A 24,360-nucleotide genomic window follows, 5' to 3' on the forward strand; every position below is an offset into this window, starting at 1 on the left:
TAATTCTTAGTACATATTAGGGCGTGTTAGTACAGTACTGCTAGCACGCCCTACTTGATCAGATATTCAATAAAGGAAGAAGTGAATGTTCAAAAAGCTGTTATCAAGCCCATCGGTTCGCAACTTTGCGCTTTGGGTTAGTACCTTTTTGATGATCACTCCTTCTGTTTCCCTCGCAAACTCTCTAACAAAAACGGATGACTTGGAACCTCGACCAAAGGTGGCGGTTGTGCTCGCTGGTGGCGGAGCGAAAGGGGCGGCACACATTGGGGTTTTAAAAGCATTGGAAGAAATGCAGATCCCTGTCGATATTGTGACCGGTACCAGTATGGGCGCCTATGTGGGTGGGCTCTATGCCACGGGGATGAGTGCTGAAGAAATCGAGAGTTTTATCTACACCGTCGATTGGGGCAGCGGTTATCGAGATCGTGTTGACCGTAGCCAACGTCGAGTTCGTGACAAAGAGTATGAAGACCGCTATCAAATTAATACCGACCTCGGCTTAAGGTTCGGTGAGGTACGAGCACCAACGGGTGTGGTGCAAGGCCAGAACATGTTGCGAGTATTGCGTGAGACTACAGGGAACTTAGGGCGATTCGATTCTTTTGATGATCTTGCCATTCCTTATCGTTCTGTTGCGACAGATATTCTTGCCTTAGAAGAAGTCGTACTGGGCAATGGTTACCTTGTGGACGCCATGATGGCTAGCATGTCTGTACCAGGAGCGCTTCCTCCCTATAAGCTCAATGGCCATATGCTTGTTGATGGCGGCGTCGTCAATAACATGCCTGTCGATGTGGCTCGCGCCATGGGGGCTGATGTCGTTATTGCCGTCGATATTAGCACCGACTACAAAACCGAAGATGAATTTACGGGGCTGTTTACTGTCGCGGACCAACTCTCTAACTATCTCGTTCGTCGTAGTACACAACAGCAAGTGGACGAGCTTGAACCTCAAGATATCTATATTCGTCCCAATGTGGGCACCATGGAAACTGTCGAGTTCGACAAAATGCCTTGGGCTTTTCAAGCTGGGTACGATATTACCAAGCAGTTAAAAGACAAGCTGAAAGGGTTGCGCTTGTCCAATGCGGACTATCAAAAATACATCGATCGCAAACAAGAAGTTCGTAAAACTTTGATTTATGGCGATCAGCGTGTGGTTGATGACATAGTGATTGTTAATAACACGCACTACAGCGATGTGTTGTTGACGAATCGTATTGAATTAGAAACCGGACGTCGTATTTCAACGGCCGAAATTGAGAAAGCCGTTGAAAACCTCTACGCGTTAGATCGGTTCGAGCTCATCACTTATCACTTTGAAGAGGTTGATGGTGAGACATTGTTGGTTTTTGATGTTAACGAGAAGTCGTGGGGGCCTAATTATCTCAACTTCCGATTTTTTCTTGAAGATGACTTCGATACAGATAGCCAGTACGGCATAGGAATATCGACCAACTTTACCAATTTAAACTCTCATGGCGCGGAGTTGGCGTTCAACGTAGAAATGGGCACGGATAAGCTGATTGAAGCTGAGTTGTATTCCCCTGTTTTATCTAGCCAAGAACTTTTTGTATCGGGGCGAATTTCCTATGGTAGTGAGAGCCGAAACTTACCTTTAACAGAGCCTCAAGCACCAGATTTAGAGTCAGTAAATGACTTTTTTCCGGTCACTTACGATGATTTTACAACAGAGTTAGCGATAGGTATCCAACCCACATTGTGGCAAGAACTTCGATTTGGCGCTCGCTACTCAACCGGAGATATTGAGCTTTCTACTTTGGCTTCTGCTGGTAAATTGGATTTTGAACGTCGTGGACTGTTTGCCAATTATCGTCTAGATACACTTGATGATTTCGCATTTCCGACTCGTGGACTTTTAGTCGATCTCGAATATTTAGTGTCTCATGATCAAAGTCCTCAGGGCGTTAGCCTTTTAGAGACTGACAAAATTATTGAAGATACCGTTTATGAAATCTCTGCACGATTTAAAGGTGCAGTGAGTCATCAGCGTCATACTTTAGTCGGACATGCTGAATATAGTTTTGTAGAGAGTAAAAACTCATCTTTACCGCTTGATCCCAGAGAGTTGGGCGGCTTTTTAAGCCTATCGGGAATCCCAAGAAATAGCCTGATCGGACAGAACTTATTTTTCAGCAGTTTGGTGTACCGATATAAGTGGTTTGATAATGATTTCGGATTGTTTGAAGCTCCAGTCTACCTGGGCGCATCGGTCGAATATGGCGGTGTTTGGTCTGATAATGATCTGAAACTAAACGAAGCGCCGCTTTACAATGCTGGCTCCATCTTCTTTGGTGTTGACTCACCAATAGGACCAATAATGTTGGCATACGGTCGTACCGAGCAAGATTTGGATGCTGTGTATTTGATCGTAGGAACATCGTTTAATTAACCGGGTATGAGAAAGCAAAAACTTGGCATATTTGGTCAAATTTAGCAGAACTTTAGTCGTAAGTTGCTATGTTGGTCAAAATGATAAGATTTTAATTTAAGGTTAAATTTGCTATTATTTTGCCCACAGTTTGGCCTCTACGGCGCTGTTTCTCAATCATAATTGAATGAAAACAAGGGCAATGGAGAGCCAAGTTTCCAAGGATGTTCACTCCTTTACTTTAACAATAGTAATAATAGAGGAGGAACCGCAATGAGAGGAAAAAGTCGTGCTTGAAGCCTACCGTAAACACGTCGAAGAGCGTGCTGCTGAAGGAGTTGTTCCTAAACCGCTAGACGCAGAACAAGTTGCTGGACTTGTAGAACTTCTGAAAAATCCCCCGCAAGGTGAAGAAGAAGTCATTCTTGACCTACTTGAAAACCGTATCCCTCCAGGTGTTGATGAAGCTGCTTATGTAAAAGCGGGTTTCCTAACAGCAGTAGCAAAAGGTGAAGTTAAATCACCATTAGTGAGTCGTGAAAAAGCGGCTGAACTGCTAGGCACTATGCAAGGTGGTTACAACATCGAACCGCTAGTTGAGCTATTGGATGATGAAGCACTGGCAGAGATCGCAGTAAAAGCGCTGTCTCATACGCTGCTGATGTTTGATGCTTTCTACGACGTAGAAGAGAAAGCAAAAGCAGGCAATGCGCATGCACAGAAAGTACTTCAATCATGGGCTGATGCTGAGTGGTTCCTTTCTAAGCCTAAGCTTGAAGAAAAAGTCACTCTAACCGTATTTAAAGTAACAGGTGAAACGAACACGGATGACCTTTCACCTGCACCTGACGCTTGGTCTCGCCCTGATATTCCAGTACACGCACTGGCGATGCTTAAAAACGAGCGTGAAGGAATAAACCCTGATCAACCGGGTACTATTGGCCCGATCAAGCAAATTGAAGAGTTAAAAGACAAAGGTCATCAATTGGTTTACGTTGGTGATGTTGTTGGTACTGGCTCTTCACGTAAATCGGCAACCAACTCAGTGCTTTGGTTTATGGGTGATGATATCCCTTACGTTCCAAACAAACGAGCTGGTGGGTATGTGCTTGGTGGCAAAATTGCCCCTATCTTCTTTAACACAATGGAAGATGCTGGCGCACTACCAATTGAAGTTGACGTAACTAAGCTCAACATGGGCGATGTTATCGATGTTTACCCATATGAAGGTAAAGTTTGCAACCACGAAACTGGTGAGGTTCTAGCTGAGTTCTCGCTAAAAACAGAAGTACTGATTGATGAAGTTCGTGCTGGTGGTCGTATCCCATTGATCATCGGTCGTGGTTTGACAGACAAAGCGCGTCAATCGCTAGGTCTTGAGCCTTCGGATGTATTCCGTAAACCTGGTGAAATCGCAGATTCTGGCAAGGGTTACACGCTTGCACAGAAAATGGTTGGTAAAGCGTGTGGCGTAGAAGGCATTCGCCCTGGTACCTACTGTGAGCCGAAGATGACGACAGTAGGCTCGCAAGATACTACAGGCCCTATGACTCGTGATGAACTTAAAGACTTGGCGTGTCTCGGCTTCTCTGCTGATCTTGTCATGCAGTCTTTCTGTCACACATCGGCTTATCCAAAACCAGTAGACGTTAACACTCACCATACACTTCCGGACTTTATTATGAACCGCGGAGGTGTATCTCTTCGTCCTGGTGACGGTATTATCCACTCATGGCTAAACCGTATGCTACTACCGGATACTGTTGGTACGGGTGGTGACTCACATACTCGTTTCCCTCTGGGTATTTCATTCCCAGCTGGCTCGGGCTTGGTTGCCTTTGCAGCTGCGACAGGCGTTATGCCGCTAGACATGCCAGAGTCAATCTTGGTTCGTTTTAAAGGTGAAATGCAACCGGGTATTACACTGCGTGATCTTGTTCATGCCATCCCTTACTACGCGATTCAGCAAGGGCTACTAACGGTAGAAAAAGCGGGCAAGATCAACGAATTTTCTGGCCGTATCCTTGAGATTGAAGGCTTAGAAACGCTAACGGTTGAGCAAGCATTTGAGCTTTCTGATGCATCTGCAGAGCGTTCTGCGGCAGGTTGTACTGTGAAATTGTCTCAAGAGTCGATCGAAGAGTACTTAAACTCTAACATCGTGATGCTGAAGTGGATGATCTCTGAAGGTTACGGTGATCGCCGTACTATCGAGCGCCGCATTACTGCAATGCAAGAGTGGCTAGCAAACCCTGAGCTGATGCAAGCAGATAAAGACGCTGAATACGCACATGTGATTGAAATCGATATGGCTGAAATCAATGAGCCAGTACTATGTGCACCGAATGATCCAGATGACGCTCGTTTGTTGTCTGAAGTACAAGGCACAGCGATTGATGAAGTGTTCATCGGTTCTTGTATGACGAACATCGGTCACTTCCGCGCAGCAGGTAAATTGCTTGATAAGTTCAATGGCCAGTTAGCAACGCGCCTTTGGGTAGCGCCACCAACAAAAATGGATAAAGACCAACTGATTGAAGAAGGCTACTACGGTATCTTCGGACGTGCAGGGGTGCGTATTGAAACGCCAGGGTGTTCACTTTGTATGGGTAACCAAGCGCGTGTTGCAGATAAATCAACAGTAATGTCGACTTCAACGCGTAACTTCCCGAACCGTCTGGGTACTGGTGCGAATGTTTACCTGTCGTCAGCTGAGCTAGCTGCAGTAGGTGCAATTCTAGGTAAGATTCCAACCAAAGAAGAATACCTAGAATACGCGAAGCAAATCGACGCTACGGCAACGGATACGTACCGCTACTTGAACTTCCATAAAATGGATCAATACACCAAGAAAGCGGACGAAGTGATCTTCCAAGAACCGGCATAATCAGAAATGCACAATTCAAAAGCACCTCACATGAGGTGCTTTTTTTATGGGAGCAATTCGCTATACTCGCACCAAATTGATACGAAATAGGCAATCTCGGTGGAATTTGAATTCATTCGTAACACGTTGATGGGCGAGTACTACGTAAAATGTAGCATGGGACATGAGATTGTAGGGCGCTGGTTGCAAGAAGAAATTGGCAAAGATCCGATGAAGATTGCACAGGTTGAAAAGCTAATTGAGCGGTCATTTTTAGCGCCTTCTCAGGAGCATAACCTAACAGGCACGGAAATTAGCTTGATGATTCAGGGCGACGAAGTTCTTGTACAAGAAAACGCATTAGCCCATGAATATGATGTCGAGATGGAAAGTGAGTTCGACTTCTACAATGCAGAAAGTACAGCAAGTTGTGGGATAGAGGATTTCATGGCACTTATCGAACAGTGGAAAGACTTTTTGAACATTTAATGCACAGTTTTGGGTAACTTCTCTGTCGTTGCTTTAAATTTGTGAAAAGGGCGCACCGATATGGTGCGCCCTTTTTGTTTATAGATATGTAAATTGAGGTTAGTTTTTATTATTCAATAACTTAAAAACTTGGCACGTAGATTGGATTATAAGAAGTGTTTCAGGATGAAAGCTTCGGAGATAACTCAATGAAAATAATCAATGCCATTATTAAGCCGTTTAAATTAGACGATGTACGAGAAGCATTGGCTGATGTCGGTATCGAAGGGATGACAGTATCAGAAGTTAAAGGGTTCGGTCGTCAAAAAGGTCACACGGAATTGTATCGCGGTGCAGAGTATCAAGTCGATTTTCTACCAAAGGTGAAAATTGAAATCGCGACTCACGCAGACAATGTAGATCGCGTTGTTGAAGCAATTACAAAAGCTGCGCAAACCGGAAAAATCGGCGACGGTAAAATTTTTGTTTACGATTTGAACCAAGCGGTGCGTATCCGAACTGGCGAAATGGACGCAGAAGCACTTTAAGAATTCAAAGGATTGGAGATACTTATTATGGAATTAACAACAACAGTAACCGAGTTACGTTACGCACTTGACACCTTTTTCTTCCTCATTTCCGGTGCGTTGGTAATGTGGATGGCAGCAGGCTTTGCGATGCTAGAGGCTGGCCTTGTGCGCTCTAAAAACACAACAGAAATTCTTACGAAGAACATCTGTTTGTACGCCATCGCATGTACGATGTTTCTGATTGTCGGTTATAACATCATGTATGTCGATAATGGAGAAGGAGGCTGGTTACCTTCATTTGGTACGCTAATTGGTACTCAAGGTGAAGGGGCCGACCACTCTTTAGAGTCTGACTTCTTCTTCCAAGTTGTCTTCGTTGCAACTGCCATGTCCGTCGTTTCTGGTGCGGTAGCTGAGCGCATGAAGCTTTGGTCTTTCTTGATTTTCTCTGCGATTTTAACTGCGTTTATCTATCCAATGGAAGGTTACTGGACATGGGGTGGAGGGTTCCTAGCAGAAGCTGGATTTAGTGACTTTGCGGGTTCTGGTATCGTACATATGGCAGGTGCTTCTGCTGCTCTTGCTGGTGTGTTACTGCTTGGCGCGCGTAAGGGTAAGTACGGTAAAAATGGTGAAATCTATCCGATTCCAGGTTCTAACATGCCTTTGGCAACGTTGGGTACTTTTATCCTTTGGTTTGGCTGGTTTGGATTTAACGGTGGTTCTCAGTTGATGGTTTCAGATTTTGAGAATGCTACAGCGGTAGGTCAGATCTTTCTAAACACTAACGCAGCAGCGGCTGCCGGTGCAATTGCGGCGCTATTCGTTTGTAAAACTACTTGGGGTAAAGCCGATTTAACGATGATTCTCAATGGCGCGCTAGCTGGCTTGGTTGCCATCACTGCAGACCCTCTATCGCCATCACCACTGTACGCGGTTGCGATTGGTGCGGTGTCGGGGGCACTAGTTGTATTCAGTATCATTGCTCTAGATAAACTTAAAATTGACGATCCAGTAGGTGCTATCTCAGTTCACGGTGTGTGTGGTTTCTTCGGCCTAATGGTAGTGCCACTGAGCAACGGTGATGCAACGTTTGGTGCACAGCTTTTAGGTGCCGTAGTTATCTTTGCTTGGGTATTTGGTGCCAGCCTAGTTGTGTGGGCAATCTTGAAAGCAACCGTTGGGATTCGCGTTACAGAAGATGAAGAAATGGAAGGTATGGACATGCATGATTGTGGTGTTGGTGCTTACCCAGAGTTTGTTACGGTGAAATAATCATTAGCTTGTAATAAATGGTTACACACTTAACACAATAAAACCTGCTCCGATGAGCAGGTTTTTTAATATTCGTCATTGTCTTCTTATTGAACATACATATAATAACGCAACTGATAAACGTTATCATTAGCATGGTAAAGGATTAAACAATGAAAAAACTGCTAACTCTTTCAGCACTAACTTGCGCTACTCTAGCTCCAACAGCAATGGCTGCTGAAGAAGTGAACGTCTACTCTTACCGTCAACCTTTCCTAGTTGAACCTATGTTCAATGAGTTCACTAAAGAAACTGGCATCAAAGTAAACGTAAAATTTGCTAAAAAAGGCTTAGCAGAAAAGCTAGCTCAAGAAGGTGAGTACAGCCCTGCTGACGTTATTCTTACGACAGACATCAGCCGTCTAGCTGAACTGACAAACAAAGGTTTAGTTCAGAAAGTCGATAGCAAAATCATTGAAGAAAACGTACCTGCTCAATACCAAGATAAAGAGAATGAGTGGTTTGCTCTAACTCTACGTTCTCGTAGCGTTTATTCATCACGTGATCGCGTAGGTAAACTAGGCGCAGATTTCAACTACGCAGACTTAGCTAAGCCAGAGTTCAAAGGTAAAATTTGTACTCGTAGCGGTAAGCACCCGTACAACGTTTCTCTAGTTTCAGCAATGATTGCTCACAATGGCGAAGCAGAAACCAAAGAGTGGTTGGAAGGCGTGAAAGCAAACCTTGCTCGCAAACCACAAGGCAACGACCGTGCACAAGTTAAAGCGATCAAAGAAGGCCTATGTGATGTTTCTCTAGGTAACAGCTACTACCTAGGTAAAATGGTTAACGACAAAGAGCAAAAAGCTTGGGCTGATGCAGTTTACATCAACTTCCCTAACCAAGAGACTACAGGCACTCACGTGAATATCTCTGGTATGGCGATGGCGAAGTACTCTCCAAACAAAGACAATGCTGTAAAGCTAATGGAATTCCTAACGGGTGACAAAGCGCAGCAAATGTACGCAGAAGTTAACTATGAGTACCCAGTTAAAGAAGGCGTGAAGCGTTCTGAGCTTGTGGAATCTTGGGGTGACTTTAAAGCAGACAAGCTTTCTCTAGACGATATTGCAGCCAACCACGAAGCGGCAATTAAGCTATTAGACGAAGTGAAATTTGACCTTTAATTCCTTGTGGGGGTATAACAGTACCCCCATTTGATTAAAGGATATGAGATGTATTTGCAACAGCATTTGTATTTCATACAGCCTTGCAGTAATTAGGCGATGAAAGATAAACACTCTTTATGGAAAACCAGTAGTGGGGTAATAACTCTGCTACTGGTTTTGCCGATCTTAGCGATCTTCTACACCGCGATTGGTGAAACGGATGATTTGTTTGCTCATTTAATGGCAACGGTCATGCCGACTTATATTTTTAACACGGTTGCGCTAACTGTTGGCGTAATGGTGCTGTCCTTAATTCTTGGTATTCCAAGCGCTTGGATAATGGCCATGTGTAAACTGCCGACCGAAAAATGGTTGCAGTGGGCATTGGTACTACCTCTTGCAATGCCAGGTTATATCATTGGTTATATTTTTACTGATTGGTTTGATTTTGCAGGCCCGATTCAGATCTTTTTGCGTGATGTAACCGGATGGGGACCTGGCGAGTATTGGTTCCCTGACATTCGTACGTTGCCTGGTGCGACCTTTGTGTTGGCTTTGGTGTTGTATCCTTACGTGTATTTATTGTGCCGGGCTGCGTTTATGGAGCAAAATGTCTCTTTATTGCAAAGCGCGCGTTTGCTCAAGTGCTCTCCATGGGAAAGTTTTTGGCGCATCTCGATGCCGTTAGTAAGACCCTCTATCGCAGTGGGTTTATCATTGGTCGCAATGGAGACCATTGGTGACTTTGGTACGGTAAGTTACTTCGCGGTGAATACGTTAACCACAGCGGTCTACGATACTTGGTTGGGGTACTCTAATCTTAATGCGGCAGCCAAGATTTCTGCCATGATGCTCGTCATTGTAGTACTGCTTCTTAGTGCCGAACGATACAGCCGCCGTAAACAAAAGCTTTTTCAAAGCCAATTTAACAGTCACGAAGATTTTCGTTACGAGTTGACGGGCTGGAAAAAGTGGACCGCACTAGTTTGGTGCTGGGGCTTGGTTTCGGTCGCGTTTATTTTGCCGCTACTACAGCTGATTGATTATGCGATCACTTATTTTGCACAGAGTTGGACCTCAGAGTTTCGTGAATACGCATGGAATAGCTTAGTTGTGTCTGTTATTGCTGCGATTATTGGTGTTGCTGTCGCACTGATCGTTAACTTTACCCATCGAGTCAATGGTAAACGAGAAAGCTTGGCATTTATGCGTCTTTCTTCTATGGGCTATGCAGTACCAGGAACGGTACTAGCCATCGGTGTGATGGTCGCTGTGCTGTTTATGGATCATCGTGTCAACGACGTTGCTAAAGCCATGGAGTGGGGAAGGCCGGGACTTATCTTTTCTGGTTCCATGTTCGCACTAGTATTTGCCATGGTTGTGCGCTTTTCCGCGGTAGCGATTGGTAGTATCGAAAGTAATTTAAATAAAATTTCTCCGTCGTTAGATATGGCATCGCGCACTATGGGTTGTAAGCCCAATGCCATGCTGTGGCGCGTGCACTTTCCGCTGGTTAAGCGCGGTGCACTGATTGCGGCTTTATTAGTGTTTATCGAGTCAATGAAAGAGCTCAATGCGGCTTTGTTACTTCGTCCGTTTAACTTTGAAACACTAGCCACATACGTTTATAACTTCGCCTCGGATGAGCATTTAGAATTGGCCGCTTTACCAGCGGTCCTGTTGGTTCTTGTTGGGTTGATCCCGCTTGTTGTTGTTAACCGTTCACTGGAGCAAAATCACTGATGAGCTGTGCATTATCAATTAAAAACCTAACGTGCCAATATGATGATCAAACCGTACTCGAATCATTGTCTCTTGAGGTAGAACAAGGGCAGATTGTCTGTTTGCTAGGAGCTAGTGGCTGTGGGAAAACAACACTATTAAAGGCCGTTGCGGGATTATTGCCGTTAACGTCAGGCGAAATGAGTCTAAATTGCGTCACAATTGATGATGGGGAAAACTGGTTGCCGCCAGAACAGCGTAATATAGGGATGATTTTCCAAGATTACGCACTTTTTCCTCACTTGACGGTGGAGCAAAACATTGCCTTTGGCTTAAAGCAGTGCTCGACAAAAGAGAAAAATGCCAAAGTTCAAGAGATGTTAGAACTCGTGCATCTTCAAGGTTATGGCGATCGTTATCCTCATCAATTGTCTGGTGGACAGCAGCAGCGTGTTGCGATTGCTCGCTCATTAGCTTACAGCCCAGACTTACTGTTACTGGATGAACCGTTTTCTAATATTGATACGCAAGTTCGCCATGAGTTGATAAGTGAGATCCGTAAGATTTTTAAGGCCCAAGGTGTGACTGCCATTTTTGTTACGCATAGCCGTGAAGAGGCTTTTGCTTTCGCCGATAAAATGGCAGTGATGAACAATGGAGTCATCGAGCAATATGGCACAGCATCTGAGCTTTACTACCAACCTTCAAGTAAATTTGTCGCTGATTTCTTAGGTGGTGGCAGTTACCTTGCTGCTAAACGAGTTTCGAATTCAGAATATGAAACCCACTTGGGCGTGGTTGAAGCCACGGCTCAACAAGATATTCCAGTACAGGCGGAGTGCTCTTTACTGCTAAGACCGCAGCATGTGCAAATTCAATCCGATGAAGATAGTTCGGTAACCGTATTGGAACAGCATTTTATGGGTGATCACTGCCGTTATGTGATTAACGCGAATGGTGACCGTTTGTTAGCTACAGCTTCGCAAGCATTAAATATAGGTGAGTCCGTCGCGGTGAAAATTGAAACGCAAGGCGTCCTGGCATTTGCTTAACGCTCCTGAGTATCTTTTCTATCTCGTTTACGACTTTCCAACATACAATAAAAAAGCCCGGCTGTGGAGCCGGGCAAGTGCTCTTCTCCTTTTTGATGAGCGCCTTTTCAGACAGCGTCGACTCTCATCATAGTGCGCGAAGCGGGCACAAGGTTCAGTTATAAAGACAAGAAGTCTTTAAACTGTTGAAGAACACGTTCCGCAGTGTCCTTATCTTGCATCTCTGCAAAAATTCGTAGCAGTGGCTCAGTGCCAGAGAAGCGAGCGATGATCCAACCGCCGTTTTTGAAGTAGACTTTCGCGCCATCTTCATAGCTGACTTTTTCGATTTCAAACTCAAACTCAGGCAACTGCTTTTCAACATAAATCTTGTTGAACAGTACGTCTTTTTGCGCTGGTTTGAACTTGCAATCGCCTTCTGCCATGTAGGCATAGCCGTACTTGCCGTAGATTTCATCTAGCAACTCAGACAGCTTCTTGCCGGTTACTGAAATCATTTCTACCAATAGACTTGATGCGAATACGCCGTCTTTACCTTTGATGTGGCCGCGAATGGTTAGGCCGCCAGAGCTTTCCCCGCCAATCAGTGAGTCATCCGCTTCCATTTTGGAACTGATGTGCTTAAAGCCTACAGGAACCTCAAAGCATTTTTCGCCATGATCTTCGGCGACTTTATCGAGAAGGTGTGTGGTTGCGATGTTACGTACCACGGAGCCTTTCCAGCCTTTGTATTCAAGTAGGTAGTAGTAAAGCAGCAGTAGCACTTCATTTGGATGAATGAAGTTACCTTTTTCGTCGATAATGCCAAGACGGTCCGCATCGCCATCAGTACCGATGCCAATATCGTAACCTTGCTCTTTCACTAGGTGCATCAAACGGTAGAGTGTTGCAGCGCTTGGCGAAGGCATTAACCCACCGAAGTCTGGGTTTTTGCCATCGTTAATCACATCAACGTCACAGCGGCCGTTGATTAATACGGTTTGCAGTGCGTTTTTCGCGACACCAAACATTGGGTCGATCAAAACACGTAAATTCGCTTTCTTGATCGCTCCTATGTCGATAAAGTCGATGATTGAGTCAACGAATTCGTTCATCGGGTTGATGATTTCAATCAGCTTATCTTCAACCGCTTGTTCAAAGTCGACGCTTTTTACATCTTGCACGGTGAGCGCGTCTATTTGTGATTCGATTTTTTGGGTGATGATTTCATCTGCGTCACGACCGCCTTCAATGAAGACTTTAATGCCGTTGTAATCGGCAGGGTTGTGTGATGCGGTAATACATGCCGAGTATGCGCAGCCCATTTCTTTCGCTTTAAACATTACGATAGGTGTTGGGACAAATTTGTCGATAAAGCTAACCACAATGCCGTTTGCTGCTAGAACCTCAGCGAACCAACGACCTGCTTTATCGGAAAGAAAACGACGGTCATAGCCAATCACAAAACCGCGATCAGCAACCGATTCGTTATTCGTGATGTTTGCAACTGCTTGAGCGACCAAACGTACATTATCTTTGGTGAACTCCTCACCGATAAATGCACGCCAACCGCCTGTACCAAATTTGATCATGATTCGATCCTCGATAAGAGCGGTATCCCACCGCCTCTTAAATCTTTGCTAGCGAACCGATGCACTTCTCAAACTCAAGTGCATCGGATAAATCAAAAGGGGAAAAGCTCTCCCCCAAAAGATGATTAACCTAGAGTAACGATAACTTCGTTTACTGAACCTTCCGCTTGAACTGGGACAGAGGCACCATTCACTGCTTCACCGTTCACAGTAATCGACTTAACGCCTTTGCTTACTGAGTTTGGGTTAACTACTTTGATGTTGTACGTTGCACCTAGCCATTGACGAGTCACTTCGAAACCAGGCCAGTTCGTTGGGATACATGGATCGATAGTTAGGCCATCGAAGCCTGTACGCACACCAAGGATAAAGTTGGTAACAGCGAAGTAAGCCCAGCCTGACGTACCTGTTAACCATGGGTGGTTTGCACGACCGTGGTCTTGGTGGTCACGACCCATGATGAACTGTACGTATGAGTAAGGTTCTGCAATACGTTTTTCGATGATGTCGTTCTGGTTGTATGGGTTCAGTGCATCGTAGAACTTCATTGCACGATCACCACGACCCAGTTTCGCTTCAGCTACCCAAGCCCATGGATTTGGATGCGAGAAGATCGCACCGTTCTCTTTTACGCCTTGGTAAACACGAGTTACGAAGCCGATATCATCATTCGGTGTTGCAAAAGATGGTGAGTTTAGGTGGAGGCCGTATTCAGAGAATAGGTTCTCATCGACAGCGTCCATCGCTTTTTCGCCGCGCTCTTGAGATACCGCACCAGAAAGTACCGCAAGTGTGTTTGACTCTAGGTGTACACGACCTTCTTTTTGTTGCGCTGTACCGATCTTTTCGCCGTTTTTCGTTAGACCACGGATATACCAGCCGCCTTCTTCGTCCCAAAGGTGTGTTTCACACGCTTCACGCACGTTTGCTGCCATCTCGGTGTATTTTTCAACGTCGGCTTCCTTACCTAGGTATTTCGCTAGGTCGATGAACTCCTGCAGTGCCCAGAAATGTAGGAACGACACCATTGAAGATTCGCCGCCACCTAGGTTCAGACAGTCGTTCCAGTCTGCACGCAGACCTTTACAGATACCGGTTTGACCTACGTATTCAGCCGAGAAGTCTAGCGCGGCTTTCATGTGGTCATAAACCGTTGCATCGCCACCGTCGGCGTAAGGGATCACTTCGTCGAAGAAGCTGTGCTCACCGGTTTCCATCACGTACTTACAGATGGTTGGAACTAGCCATAGGTGATCATCAGAACAGGTGTCTTCGATGCCGTGAATTTTGTCTTCATCAGAAGGTGTTGGAACTACGGTTGGAGATTTAGATGGTTTAACATCAGCTTTTTCTGGATCAAACCAATCTGGATCGAATAGGTGTAGACCGTAGCCCGCTTTTACTTGGCCGCGCAGTAGGTCAACGATACGTTTGCGCGTCATTGCTGGGTTAGCGTGAGGAACTGAGATTGCATCTTGCGCTGTATCGCGGTAACCAAGACCAGTACGGCCTCCCACCTCGATGAATGAAGCAAAGCGAGACCACACCACACACGTTTCCGCTTGGTATAACGTCCAAGCGTTGATCATGGTATCTAGACCTTCGTTTGGTGATTTCACTTGGAACTTGCCACAACGCTCATCCCAGTGTGCTTTGATACCCGCAAATGCGTTGTCGACTTCTGCAAGATCTTGGTACTTAGCACGTAGACGCTCACCGTTGCCTTTACCGATACCTAGAATGTAAGCAAAGCGAACTTCTTCACCCGGCTGAATAGTGAATTGCTTATGCAAAGAGCCACAGTGGTTGTAACACGTTTGTGCTGTATTGAAACACTTACCTTGTTCTACCGCTAACGGGTTTGCTTCGTCACGGTATAGGCCTAGGAAGCTGTCACGTTGGCCGTCGTATGAATCTGGGGCAAATGTTGAAGCTAGGTAGTAGAAGCCTTCGAAATCGTTGGTGTTGTAGTACAGATCGTACTCGATCACGCCTTCGTTGTAAGCCGTACCTGCTGAGTACAGAGACATCTGATGGTTTTGGTTATCAGACTGAATGTGGCTGAATGAGAACTCAACAAATGAGAATGCACTGATCGTACGTGGTTTGTCAGAGGTGTTTTTAATCACTACATCCCAGATTTCAGCGTCTTCGCCTTTTGGCACGAACAGAGTTTTTGTTGCGGTAATACCGCTGTATTCACATTTGAACTTAGAGTAAGACAAGCCGTGACGAACTTCGTAGTTTGCTTCGTCTAGGCTCTTCGCAACTGGTTGCCAAGAGATTGACCAGTAATCACCTGTCTCATCATCACGCAAGTAAACGTAGTGTCCTGGGCGATCGAATGTCGCATTTGGACGGAATTTAGTAACACGGTTGTATTCTGGAGAGTTGTAGAACGAGTAGCCACCCGCGTTGTGCGAGATAACCGTACAGAACTTCTCAGTACCTAGGTAGTTGGTCCATGGTGCTGGTACGTCAGGGCGAGTGATGACGTATTCGCGATTCTCGTTATCGAAATAGCCGTATTTCATTTGTGTCTTTCCTTTTTACGAAGCTGCATCAGCAGCCAAAATTTAAAAACTCTTCAAGCGTGATGTTTCGACATCAGTTTTGTATTACTTCCACGGTTTACGGTAATTCACTCCCTGCAAATCAAGCAGAGGTAGATGGCCTTTCAAGCGTGATAAATAGTCGGTCCAATCTCGGTGTTGTTTGTCTGTCCAACATGCTTCTGCCATTGCAGTTAAACGAGGGAAGATCATGTAGTCCATGCGAGGTTGGTTATTGATAATTTCGCACCATAATGCTGTTTGAATGCCCCAAATGCGCTTACGTATTGGGTCGTCAGCAGGCACTTCAGCGAGCGGCTCGTAGTTGTAAGCTTTTTCTAGTGGCAGTGGGTTTGCCCAGTCCACGCCCGGTTCTTCAGGTGCGTAGTCTTGGGTCATATCTAGGTAAGTGGTTTGTGCTGGTTGCAGCACCACATCAAAGCCTTGGCGAGCACAGTTCAATGCCGCTTCTTCGCTTAGCCATGAGTAGATCACCGTATCTTTACTGACTTTGTCGCCGTGTTGAGCCTCTTCCCAGCCCAGCATGCGTTTGCCCAATTTACGAAGTTTGTTTTCGGCATAACGCAAGAAGTGTCCTTGCAAATCTTTGTAGTCGCTGTAACCCAGTTGTTCCATTAGTGCTTGGCATGCTGGGCTTTTTGACCATACGCCGTTAGGTACTTCGTCGGCACCAATATGAACGTAAGGCGCAGGAAAAAGTGCAGAGACTTCTTCTAGCACTTTGTCGATAAATTCATAACTCCCCGGCAGAGCAGGGTTAATGACGTTGTCGTTGTAATGCTGAATACTGCGGTATTCGGTGGTATCTTCCGCTTCTACCAATAGGTGTGGTAACGACTTGATGGCGGCTCGGCAATGACCAGGTACATCAATTTCAGGAATGATGGTGATGCCGCGTTGCGATGCAAATTCGATAACGTCTTTGATGTCTTCTTGTGTGTAGAAGCCGCCGTAACGTTCATCAAAGTGCGTGTACTGTGGTTCATTGATCTCATCCAATCCGCGCCAAGCACCAATATCGGTCAGTTGAGGCAGTGATTTGATTTCAATTCGCCAACCCTCATCGTCGGTAAGATGCCAATGGAACGTATTGAACTTGTAATGAGCCAGTTGGTTGATCAAGCGTTTGACTTGCTCAATGGAGTGAAAATGACGAGCACAATCGAGCATCATACCGCGGTAACGAAAGCGTGGCCTGTCCTTGATTGAACAGCAAACTACTTCCATTGAGTTAGGTTGATCGCCAACTTTGATTAGTTGTAATAACGTTGCACAAGCATGGGTAAAACCAGACGAAGATCCTGCTTCAATTTTGATTGACTCTTCGGATACTTTCAGTTTGTAAGCGCCTTCATCCAAGGTTGGGTTGCCTTTGAAGATGATCTGACTGCCATTGTCTGATGCGAACTCAAATTGGTGAATGCGCTTAAGCTCTTCAAGTAGCCATTCTTTAGCTGAATTGGCCAGGCTTGAATAAACCGCGACGCCAGCATGATGGTCAAAGCTAAAATAGTGATCGCTGACCTCAATATGGTTTGGTTTTGGCAGCAAGGGTTGTGCATGGGTTAAACTTGCAGGAATCTCACTGCGTTCACGGTATGGTGAAGCTAATACGATAGGCGTGACATCCACTTGTGCGCGCTGTGGGTTTCCATCAACGACAAAGTTGATCATCGCTTCGTTAAAGCCATCCGAGTAATAACGGAATGGGTTCGAACCAATACTGAATTCACAGTAATAGTGATGGTTGGCAGCCAGTACCAGCCCTTCTGGCTTAAGTGTGCAAAAACTACCAATTTGAGTCAGTTGACCATTTGAAACGCTGTCTGGAAGAATGTAACGATCGAAAGCGAAAGTTAAGCTCCAGCTGTTTAGGTCTTGGTCGCTCAAGTTATGAAAGGTGAGGCCAAAGCGGCAGTTTTGTTTCTGCTCAGAAAGGACTACGAGATCAACACGATATTCCATATCTACTCCTACGCCGCACTGAGCGAGTAAAGGTTATGTTCTGGTTTGCCAGCAAACATAATTGCGCCTTCAATCGCGTCAAACTGTGGCTCAACAATCCATTGCTGAACTGGTGGTGAAAGCCAACGTACAATGCGTTCAGCTATGCTGCCCATTAAACAAATACGTGTTGCGCCGCGCTTGTTTAATGCCACGAGAAACATTTCTATATCCGCTGCGGTTTGCTTCAGCATTTCAATGGCCAGTGCATCGCCTTGTTCCGCATGTTGGAAAATAGCCGGAGAAAACTGCCCATAATCACGAGGAAGCGCCTGTTTTGACCACGCCACCACGTTGTCGACCTCATTTCCGAAATGCGTCATAACGTGTTGTGCTAGGGGCGTTTTTTCTCTGATGCCATCTTCAGCTAACAAAACTTGCTGAACTAGGCGTAGCCCCATCACTGCGCCGCCACCTTGATCCGAAATAGGGAACTCACGACCACCGACAACGTGTTGCTCCAATCCTTTAAGGTAGATGCCACAAGAACCGGTTCCCGCAATCATGATTGCGCCATCTTCGCCATTGTGCGCACCAACGCACGCACCGTAAGCATCGGTATTCAGAGTTATACTGGCAAATGGATGAGGAAGAGACATGAAGGCTTGCCAAGATGCTTTGTGCTCTGCGCCAGCAAGGGCTAAGCCGACGTGCATCGACGCGAAATCTTGTTGTGTTAGACCGCCTTGCTCGGTAGCCGAAGTGATGGATTCAAGAATCGAAGCCATTGCTATTTCAGCACCTAGCATGATGTTGGCACTGCCGCTTTTGGCCTCGCCAAGAAAATTACCTTGTGAATCTTTAATCCTGGCTCGACATGACGTGCCGCCACCATCGATACCGACAAAATACATTCCCATGATTATTCTTCCTTCATATTTTTAGAGGTCGCCAACTGAGAAACATGCTGAGCTTGACTGATTATCGCGAGTAAGTACCAAGCGCCATGCGGGATCCATTGTTCGCCCCAGCGCCAGTTTTGTAACACGTCTTCTTTTTGTGCTGGTGGGTTAAATGCAATGTCTTCCTCGTCTTCAAAGCCGCCAGTGATTCCGTTACACACGCCACCTTTTGCGTTGAAGAAACCATATTGAGGGAGGTAATCAGGGTTGTTACGACCATGGCCATCTAGCATGCACATGTCGTATGGGTTTAAGCCTACAACCCAGTTCAATGCATCTTGAGCAAACACAGAAAGTTGTTGCTGTACTTCTTGCGACGCTATATGCGGTTGAGCAAGGTACGCCATGGTCGCGAGTGAGCCAAGTCGAGCATTCTCGCCTTGCCACCAATAGCCGGATTCATTGTTGTGTGCGACAAAAAATGCCTCGCGTTTTGACTCATTTACGCCTTTAACATATTGGCGAGGGTAACCGAATGGGTTGATCACTTTATTCGATATTGTGATCTCAAACTCACACGCTAGGTTGACGATACGTTTTACTGATTCCGCTCGTGCTGAGTCGTCTTCAATAGATAGATATTCGCATAGGGCAATAACTGGTAGACCAGCTTCGGCTGCGTGAAAGTATGGACGGCTGCCGTCTTGGTTTGCTGACCAAAAGTGTTGAATCTGCTCGTCGCTCATTTGGCGTGCAACTAAACGTTGCGCCCACAAACGGCTCTCTTCCAAGTAGCGAGTTTCTTTGGTTGCTTTAAACAGTTCTACACAAGCCAGTAGCGCACAGTATTCGTCGATAATGTTTTCTTCCCCATCATTGAGGTACTGCGTATTGTGCTCTTTTAAGTGCCAGTAACCATTTTCGGCAGCGTTGCGGTATTTTGGTTGATCGTATTCACCGTGAACACTTAAACGCGACGCTGCCGCTAGCGCTGCAATGGCGACACCGCCACCTTGTCGAAAGCCTGCTTGATAGTCGTCAAATTTGTGACCAAGTTGAGTTTCGTACGCGCAAATCTCGCGTTGCGCAGTATCTTTGCTCCACTTGTCAAAGACCGTCATGTAGAAAAAGCCTTTTTCGTTTTGCATACGCACAAGAAAGTCTGCACCGAACAGGGCTTCTTCAATCAGACGTGTACGTGTGAAAGCTGCAATGTCTTCGCTTCCTTCAAGCAACGAAACCCCTTTTAGGATGTTCCAAACCACCATTGGGGTTTGTTGAGGATTCAAATAATTCGCGTATGAAAGGTGACTTAAATACTTGCTAACGTCTCCTGATGCGTCGTACCAGCCGCCGTGTACATCAACCTTTTTATTGGAGTTTAGTACTGGAAGTTGTCGATCTTGTTGATCGAAGATCCCGCCGCAACGTTGCGATTTGAAGTAGTGGATCACATCTGACAAAGTTTGATCCAACAGAATGTGTTCGCCAACGATGAAAGAGGAAGAGCGCGTATCTTCTACTTGCAAGAAATAGTCACCTGACGTTGTGCAAGAGGAAAAGTCGATGAGGTAGAAATAGCCCTGATGCCAGTTCGCCACTTTACCTTGTTCTTCAACCGCAAAAGTTGCCACGGTTTGCTCGCTAGTGGCACAAATCAATTGAGCAGTGTAAGAAGACAAGTGTGGTTGTTCGGTCTGGATAATGGCTTTCTTTGGGCCCAGACGTTCATAACCAATGTGGTTAGTCAGTAGCAGCATTCAATGTCTCCGGGAAACGATAAAAACAGGAATGGGTCAGGCTGAACCTGACCCTCGTTATGATTAATCTTCAAATAAGTAACAGCGGACAAAGTGGTTGTCGGACAGTTGAGTGACGCCCGGTAGTCGTTCGCGACATTTGTCGGTAGCGTGTACACAACGTCCAGCAAATGGACAGCCGACAGATTCTGGTGTCCAAAGTGGGATTTCCCCTTTGTTGCCTTTCAGTTTCTCGTGAATAGACTTCGATGGATCTGGAACCGCAGATACCAACAGTTGCGTATATGGGTGTTGAGGATCGTGAATGATTTCTTCAGTATCGCCCCATTCAACCATGTGACCTACGTACATGACCGCGAGATCTTCAGCAATGTAACGCGCTGTTGCGATGTCGTGAGTGATGTAAAGCAGAGACATTTGTTTCTCGAACTTCATCTCTTCCATCAAGTTCAGAACACCGGCACGGATTGATACATCGAGCATCGATGTTGGCTCATCCGCCAATACCACTTCAGCACCAACTGCGATGTTACGAGCTAGGTTTACACGTTGACGCTGACCGCCAGATAGCTGGTGCGGGAACTTTTGCGCCGTTTCTTTTGGTGGAATAAGACCAACTTGTTCAAGTAGGTCGTACACACGCTCTTCCAGTTCTTTCTTGTTGCCCGGTGCTACTTTCTTATGAATCAGCAGCGGGCGCGCAATATGGTGGAAGATATTGTGCGTTGGGTTTAGCGAGCCAAACGGGTCTTGCCACACCATTTGTACACCTTCACGGTAGGTCATTAAATCGTGACGAGAGGTGATGTCTTGGATATCACGACCTTTGTATTCAATGATGCCATCGGTTGGTGCGTACATTTTTGCAATCATTTTTGCAGTAGTAGACTTACCTGAACCAGATTCACCTACCACTGACAAGCCGCGGCTCTTGTACATTTTGAAAGAGACGTCGTTGATTGCGCGCATCTTAGATTGTTTGATTGAGTTACTGTTTAAAGGGAAGTCCTTAACGACATTTTTACCCTCAATCAGCAGTTCGCCGAATTGTTTGCTCATAATTCTCTCCAGTGTAATTTTTGTTCTTAGCTAACGTTTTTTTGTTGTTAAACCTTAGCTTGAGCAATGGTGTCGCCGTACAAATGGCAATTTGAGAGGCGACCTGGTTCAATTTGACGTAATTGGGTTGGTACACGTGTACATGCTTCATGTACGCGATCGCAACGAGCTTGGAAGCGGCAGCCCCGTGGTACTTCTAGCAAGTTCAACGGGTTACCTGGAATACCAGTCAATTTGGTCTTTGGTCCAGTTAGTGGAGGGAAAGAGCTACCCAAACCTTTGGTGTAAGGGTGGTAAGGACTTTCCAGAATTTGCTTAGAAGGCGCGACTTCAATCAACTCACCTGAGTACATGATGCCGATACGATCCGAGAACTCGACCATCAATGACAAGTCATGTGTGATGAACAGAATTGAGAAACCAAACTCTTCTTTAAGCGCGTAAATTTTTTGTAGAATTTCACGTTGAACCACTACATCCAATGCGGTAGTCGGTTCGTCCATGATGATCATTTTTGGGTTCAGAGCCAAAGCGATTGCGATTACTAGACGTTGACGCATACCACCAGAGAACTGGTGCGGGTAATCACTCAATCGGCTAGGGTGGATATCAACGATTTCCAGCAGACCTTCAGCGCGTGTTTTTGCTTGAGCGCGAGTCATATTGGTATGACGCATGATGACGTCACAGAACTGCTCTTCCATGGTTAGAACAGGGTTCAAAGCGTTCATCGCACTCTGGAATACCATCGACATTTCACTCCAGCGGAACGCTTGCATGCGATCATCGCTGTACTGAAGGATATCTTCACCGTTGAAGATAACCTCACCACCTGTGATAAACGCTGGTGGCTTATGAAGGCGCATTAGTGAGAAGGCAACAGTGGATTTGCCACAGCCAGATTCACCAGCCAGACCGAATACTTCACCTGGTGCAATGTCGAAGCTCACGTTGTTACAGGCGCGGACATCGCCCGCGTCTGTGATGTAGTCTACGCATAGGTTACGGATGGAAATTAGTGGTGCAGTCATGATTATTTATCTCCGCTCCATAGTGCATTTTGTGGTGCCAGTTCAGGCTCACGCTCTTTCTTGTCTTTTGCTGCTAGTTTTTTCCAGCGTTTCATGCCTTTGTGAGAACGAAGTTGAGGGTTCGCAATTTCGTCAACGGCAAAGTTCAACAGAGCAAGACCAGTAACCAGTAGTGTTAGGGCAATACAAGGTGCTAGTACTTCCCACCATGCGCCAATCAGCATGGCTGATGAGGTTTGCACGTTGTAAAGCATGATGCCCCAACTGATCGTGTTGGCATCACCCAAACCTAGGAACGAAATGACCGCTTCAGTGTTGATCGCCAACATTACTGAGCCAATGAAGCTCGCACCGACAATTGGGATAAGGTTTGGTAAAATCTCAACGAAGATGATGCGGAATGAAGACTCTCCCAATACTTCGGCAGCTTTAACGAACTCTTTCTCGCGTAGTGCCATAGTTTGAGAGCGGACAACACGTGCACCCCATGCCCAAGAAGTACCAGCGATAATCAAGGCAATGGTGAGTGGGCCTGCTTCACCGATAAAGGCCGCCAACACGAATAGCAATGGATACTGCGGGATTACTAACATGATGTTCATCGCGGCACTCAATACGTCATCCACTTTACCGCCGAAGTAACCTGCCGATATACCAATGACTGTTGCTAAGAAACACACGATGATGCCAGCACCAAAGCCTACACCCAGTGATACTCGTGCACCGTAAGCCACCTGCGACCAGATATCGCGACCCATTCGGCTAGTACCTAATACGTGGTCGGCCTTTTTAGACATAAGCAGTGTACGACGATCGTCTGCTAGGTTTTTAGCGACCCAACCATCAGGGTTGTTTTGTGCCTGTTTTACAACAAAGCTTGGGTATTCGTGTGGGTTACCGGTTCGCTTGTCTGGCGCATGCTTTGTAAGTAAAGGAGCGGCAATCGCAACGAACACGAACAGCGTAACAATGCCAAGACCAATGCGAGCAAATGCGTTACCTAAAATAAGTTTGAATAGTTCTTTCATGATTATTTGCCTCCCGTACGTAGGCGAGGGTCTAGAATCATGTACAGCATGTCAGCCATTAAGTTGAAGCACAGCATGAACATCGTCATGATAATTAACTGACCTTGAAGTACTTGGTAGTCACGAGCGTGAATTGCGTTCAATAGAACAGTACCTAGGCCTGGGTAGTTGAAAATCATCTCGATGATTAATTGACCTCCAATGGCCATACCTAAAGACATAGACAGTGCGGTAACACTTGGAAGTAGTGCGTTACGTGCGGCGTAATTAAAGACGACGCGGTTTTCACTCAGCCCTTTACCTTTAGCCATCGTGATATAGTCTTCGGCGAGAAGGTTGATCATGTTGTTACGCATGTTAACTAGGAAGCCACCAATTTGAACGATGGTTGCACAGAATAGAGGTAATACAGCGTGGTAACCCACGTTCTTGATGAACTCCCAGCTTGTCCAATCAGGAATAGTACCTGGCGTGTAAGCATAGCCAGATGGGAACCATTTCAGGCCAATCGCAAAGGTAAACAGCGCTAACATTGCGATAACCATTTGTGGAATAGCTTGAATGATCAATGTACCAGGCGTTACGAATGCATCGTACTTACTACCGCGCTTCCAGGCGGCAAAAATACCAAGGACAGAAGCGATGGAGAAAGAAAGTACAACCGCAGTACCAGCTAGAAATAGTGACCAGCCAAATGCACTACCTAGTAAAGAATTAACTGAAAGTGGGTAGAACTGGATTGAGGTGCCCAATTCCCAACTTAGAATGTTTTTAATGTACGAGAAGTACTGAATGTAAATTGGCCCATCAACGAAACCGAGCAGTTCTTTCATTGCTGCGATTCGTTCTGGAGTCACCTGTACTGAAGCATTAGCAAACATCATGGTAACTGGGTCACCAGGCATTGCTCGCGGAATAATAAAGTTTAACGTCGCTGCAACTAAGAGCGCGACAAGATAGAACGACAAACGTCTTAAAAAATAACCCATAACTCACACCTTACTCACCCAGATTTTTTCCCTGTTTCTGGTTTCAG

The 24,360-nt window shown here is 45.8% G+C and carries 17 protein-coding genes; 8 read left to right on the forward strand and 9 right to left on the reverse strand.

All coding sequences use genetic code 11. The annotated features are described in order from the left end of the window. Positions 1 to 85 precede the first annotated feature (85 nt). The 8 genes from R7H07_RS06775 to R7H07_RS06810 all read left to right on the forward strand — a co-directional run bounded on the left by R7H07_RS06775 (position 86) and on the right by R7H07_RS06810 (position 11,456). Positions 86 to 2,416 carry a patatin-like phospholipase family protein gene (locus tag R7H07_RS06775; protein WP_171344519.1) on the forward strand — a complete coding sequence of 777 codons (2,331 nt, stop codon included), beginning with the start codon at positions 86 to 88 and terminating at the stop codon, positions 2,414 to 2,416. A 268-nt stretch (positions 2,417 to 2,684) separates the two neighbouring features. Next, positions 2,685 to 5,282, forward strand: a complete 2,598-nt coding sequence (gene acnB, locus R7H07_RS06780) for a bifunctional aconitate hydratase 2/2-methylisocitrate dehydratase (RefSeq protein ID WP_005380009.1) — start codon at positions 2,685 to 2,687, stop codon at positions 5,280 to 5,282. A gap of 99 nt (positions 5,283 to 5,381) precedes the next feature. After that, positions 5,382 to 5,750, forward strand: a complete 369-nt coding sequence (locus tag R7H07_RS06785; RefSeq protein WP_054579081.1) for a YacL family protein — start codon at positions 5,382 to 5,384, stop codon at positions 5,748 to 5,750. A 188-nt stretch (positions 5,751 to 5,938) separates the two neighbouring features. After that, positions 5,939 to 6,277, forward strand: coding sequence for a P-II family nitrogen regulator (locus tag R7H07_RS06790; RefSeq protein ID WP_005386570.1), 339 nt, complete (start codon positions 5,939 to 5,941; stop codon positions 6,275 to 6,277). A gap of 27 nt (positions 6,278 to 6,304) precedes the next feature. Next, positions 6,305 to 7,534, forward strand: coding sequence for an ammonium transporter (locus tag R7H07_RS06795; RefSeq protein WP_005386568.1), 1,230 nt, complete (start codon positions 6,305 to 6,307; stop codon positions 7,532 to 7,534). A gap of 152 nt (positions 7,535 to 7,686) precedes the next feature. Continuing rightward, on the forward strand, positions 7,687 to 8,700 hold the full coding sequence (locus tag R7H07_RS06800; protein ID WP_005386566.1) for a Fe(3+) ABC transporter substrate-binding protein: 1,014 nt from the start codon (positions 7,687 to 7,689) through the stop codon (positions 8,698 to 8,700). 99 nt (positions 8,701 to 8,799) lie between these two features. Continuing rightward, entirely contained in the window at positions 8,800 to 10,425 is a 1,626-nt protein-coding gene (locus R7H07_RS06805) for an ABC transporter permease (RefSeq protein WP_005386564.1), read from the forward strand. After that, the gene (locus R7H07_RS06810) at positions 10,425 to 11,456 is read left to right on the forward strand and encodes an ABC transporter ATP-binding protein (protein WP_005380055.1); all 1,032 of its coding nucleotides are present in this window, start codon (positions 10,425 to 10,427) and stop codon (positions 11,454 to 11,456) included. The genes R7H07_RS06805 and R7H07_RS06810 overlap by 1 nt, the downstream gene beginning before the upstream one ends. A 158-nt stretch (positions 11,457 to 11,614) precedes the next feature. Here the strand turns inward: R7H07_RS06810 and R7H07_RS06815 are convergent, their stop codons facing one another. The 9 genes from R7H07_RS06815 to R7H07_RS06855 all read right to left on the reverse strand — a co-directional run bounded on the left by R7H07_RS06815 (position 11,615) and on the right by R7H07_RS06855 (position 24,313). Next, complete coding sequence (locus R7H07_RS06815) at positions 11,615 to 13,027, reverse strand: phosphoglucomutase/phosphomannomutase family protein (RefSeq protein ID WP_186584667.1); 1,413 nt, start codon at positions 13,025 to 13,027, stop codon at positions 11,615 to 11,617. 125 nt (positions 13,028 to 13,152) lie between these two features. Beyond that, on the reverse strand, positions 13,153 to 15,561 hold the full coding sequence (locus R7H07_RS06820) for a GH36-type glycosyl hydrolase domain-containing protein (RefSeq protein ID WP_206959610.1): 2,409 nt from the start codon (positions 15,559 to 15,561) through the stop codon (positions 13,153 to 13,155). Between the two features lie 84 nt (positions 15,562 to 15,645). Then, positions 15,646 to 17,565 (reverse strand): beta-N-acetylhexosaminidase, encoded by a 1,920-nt coding sequence (locus R7H07_RS06825; protein ID WP_206959608.1) that lies wholly within the window; start codon positions 17,563 to 17,565, stop codon positions 15,646 to 15,648. Between the two features lie 8 nt (positions 17,566 to 17,573). Next, on the reverse strand, positions 17,574 to 18,464 hold the full coding sequence (locus R7H07_RS06830; protein WP_206959606.1) for an N-acetylglucosamine kinase: 891 nt from the start codon (positions 18,462 to 18,464) through the stop codon (positions 17,574 to 17,576). Positions 18,465 to 18,466: 2 nt separating this feature from the next. Then, on the reverse strand, positions 18,467 to 20,206 hold the full coding sequence (locus tag R7H07_RS06835; protein WP_206959604.1) for a glycoside hydrolase family 9 protein: 1,740 nt from the start codon (positions 20,204 to 20,206) through the stop codon (positions 18,467 to 18,469). A gap of 63 nt (positions 20,207 to 20,269) precedes the next feature. Beyond that, the gene (locus R7H07_RS06840) at positions 20,270 to 21,265 is read right to left on the reverse strand and encodes an ABC transporter ATP-binding protein (protein ID WP_005380041.1); all 996 of its coding nucleotides are present in this window, start codon (positions 21,263 to 21,265) and stop codon (positions 20,270 to 20,272) included. 47 nt (positions 21,266 to 21,312) lie between these two features. Beyond that, entirely contained in the window at positions 21,313 to 22,296 is a 984-nt protein-coding gene (locus tag R7H07_RS06845) for an ABC transporter ATP-binding protein (RefSeq protein WP_005380040.1), read from the reverse strand. Positions 22,297 to 22,298: 2 nt separating this feature from the next. Then, entirely contained in the window at positions 22,299 to 23,324 is a 1,026-nt protein-coding gene (locus R7H07_RS06850; protein ID WP_047102642.1) for an ABC transporter permease, read from the reverse strand. 2 nt (positions 23,325 to 23,326) lie between these two features. Further along, a complete protein-coding gene (locus R7H07_RS06855) occupies positions 23,327 to 24,313 on the reverse strand; it encodes an ABC transporter permease (protein WP_005380038.1) in 987 nt (328 codons plus the stop codon). Positions 24,314 to 24,360 lie beyond the last annotated feature (47 nt).

Origin of the sequence: Vibrio sp. Vb1127 (genome assembly GCF_033338735.1) — a bacterium.
Taxonomy (GTDB): Bacteria; Pseudomonadota; Gammaproteobacteria; order Enterobacterales; family Vibrionaceae; genus Vibrio; species Vibrio alginolyticus.

What these genes read in the sequence shown, in the direction of transcription:
- R7H07_RS06775 (WP_171344519.1), top strand. Translation starts at nt 86, where the DNA reads ATGTTCAAAAAGCTGTTATCAAGCCCATCGGTTCGCAACTTTGCGCTT.
- R7H07_RS06790 (WP_005386570.1), top strand. Translation starts at nt 5,939, where the DNA reads ATGAAAATAATCAATGCCATTATTAAGCCGTTTAAATTAGACGATGTA.
- R7H07_RS06795 (WP_005386568.1), top strand. Translation starts at nt 6,305, where the DNA reads ATGGAATTAACAACAACAGTAACCGAGTTACGTTACGCACTTGACACC.
- R7H07_RS06800 (WP_005386566.1), top strand. Translation starts at nt 7,687, where the DNA reads ATGAAAAAACTGCTAACTCTTTCAGCACTAACTTGCGCTACTCTAGCT.
- R7H07_RS06805 (WP_005386564.1), top strand. Translation starts at nt 8,800, where the DNA reads ATGAAAGATAAACACTCTTTATGGAAAACCAGTAGTGGGGTAATAACT.
- R7H07_RS06810 (WP_005380055.1), top strand. Translation starts at nt 10,425, where the DNA reads ATGAGCTGTGCATTATCAATTAAAAACCTAACGTGCCAATATGATGAT.
- R7H07_RS06815 (WP_186584667.1), bottom strand. Translation starts at nt 13,027, where the DNA reads ATGATCAAATTTGGTACAGGCGGTTGGCGTGCATTTATCGGTGAGGAG.
- R7H07_RS06820 (WP_206959610.1), bottom strand. Translation starts at nt 15,561, where the DNA reads ATGAAATACGGCTATTTCGATAACGAGAATCGCGAATACGTCATCACT.
- R7H07_RS06825 (WP_206959608.1), bottom strand. Translation starts at nt 17,565, where the DNA reads ATGGAATATCGTGTTGATCTCGTAGTCCTTTCTGAGCAGAAACAAAAC.
- R7H07_RS06830 (WP_206959606.1), bottom strand. Translation starts at nt 18,464, where the DNA reads ATGGGAATGTATTTTGTCGGTATCGATGGTGGCGGCACGTCATGTCGA.
- R7H07_RS06835 (WP_206959604.1), bottom strand. Translation starts at nt 20,206, where the DNA reads ATGCTGCTACTGACTAACCACATTGGTTATGAACGTCTGGGCCCAAAG.
- R7H07_RS06840 (WP_005380041.1), bottom strand. Translation starts at nt 21,265, where the DNA reads ATGAGCAAACAATTCGGCGAACTGCTGATTGAGGGTAAAAATGTCGTT.
- R7H07_RS06845 (WP_005380040.1), bottom strand. Translation starts at nt 22,296, where the DNA reads ATGACTGCACCACTAATTTCCATCCGTAACCTATGCGTAGACTACATC.
- R7H07_RS06850 (WP_047102642.1), bottom strand. Translation starts at nt 23,324, where the DNA reads ATGAAAGAACTATTCAAACTTATTTTAGGTAACGCATTTGCTCGCATT.
- R7H07_RS06855 (WP_005380038.1), bottom strand. Translation starts at nt 24,313, where the DNA reads ATGGGTTATTTTTTAAGACGTTTGTCGTTCTATCTTGTCGCGCTCTTA.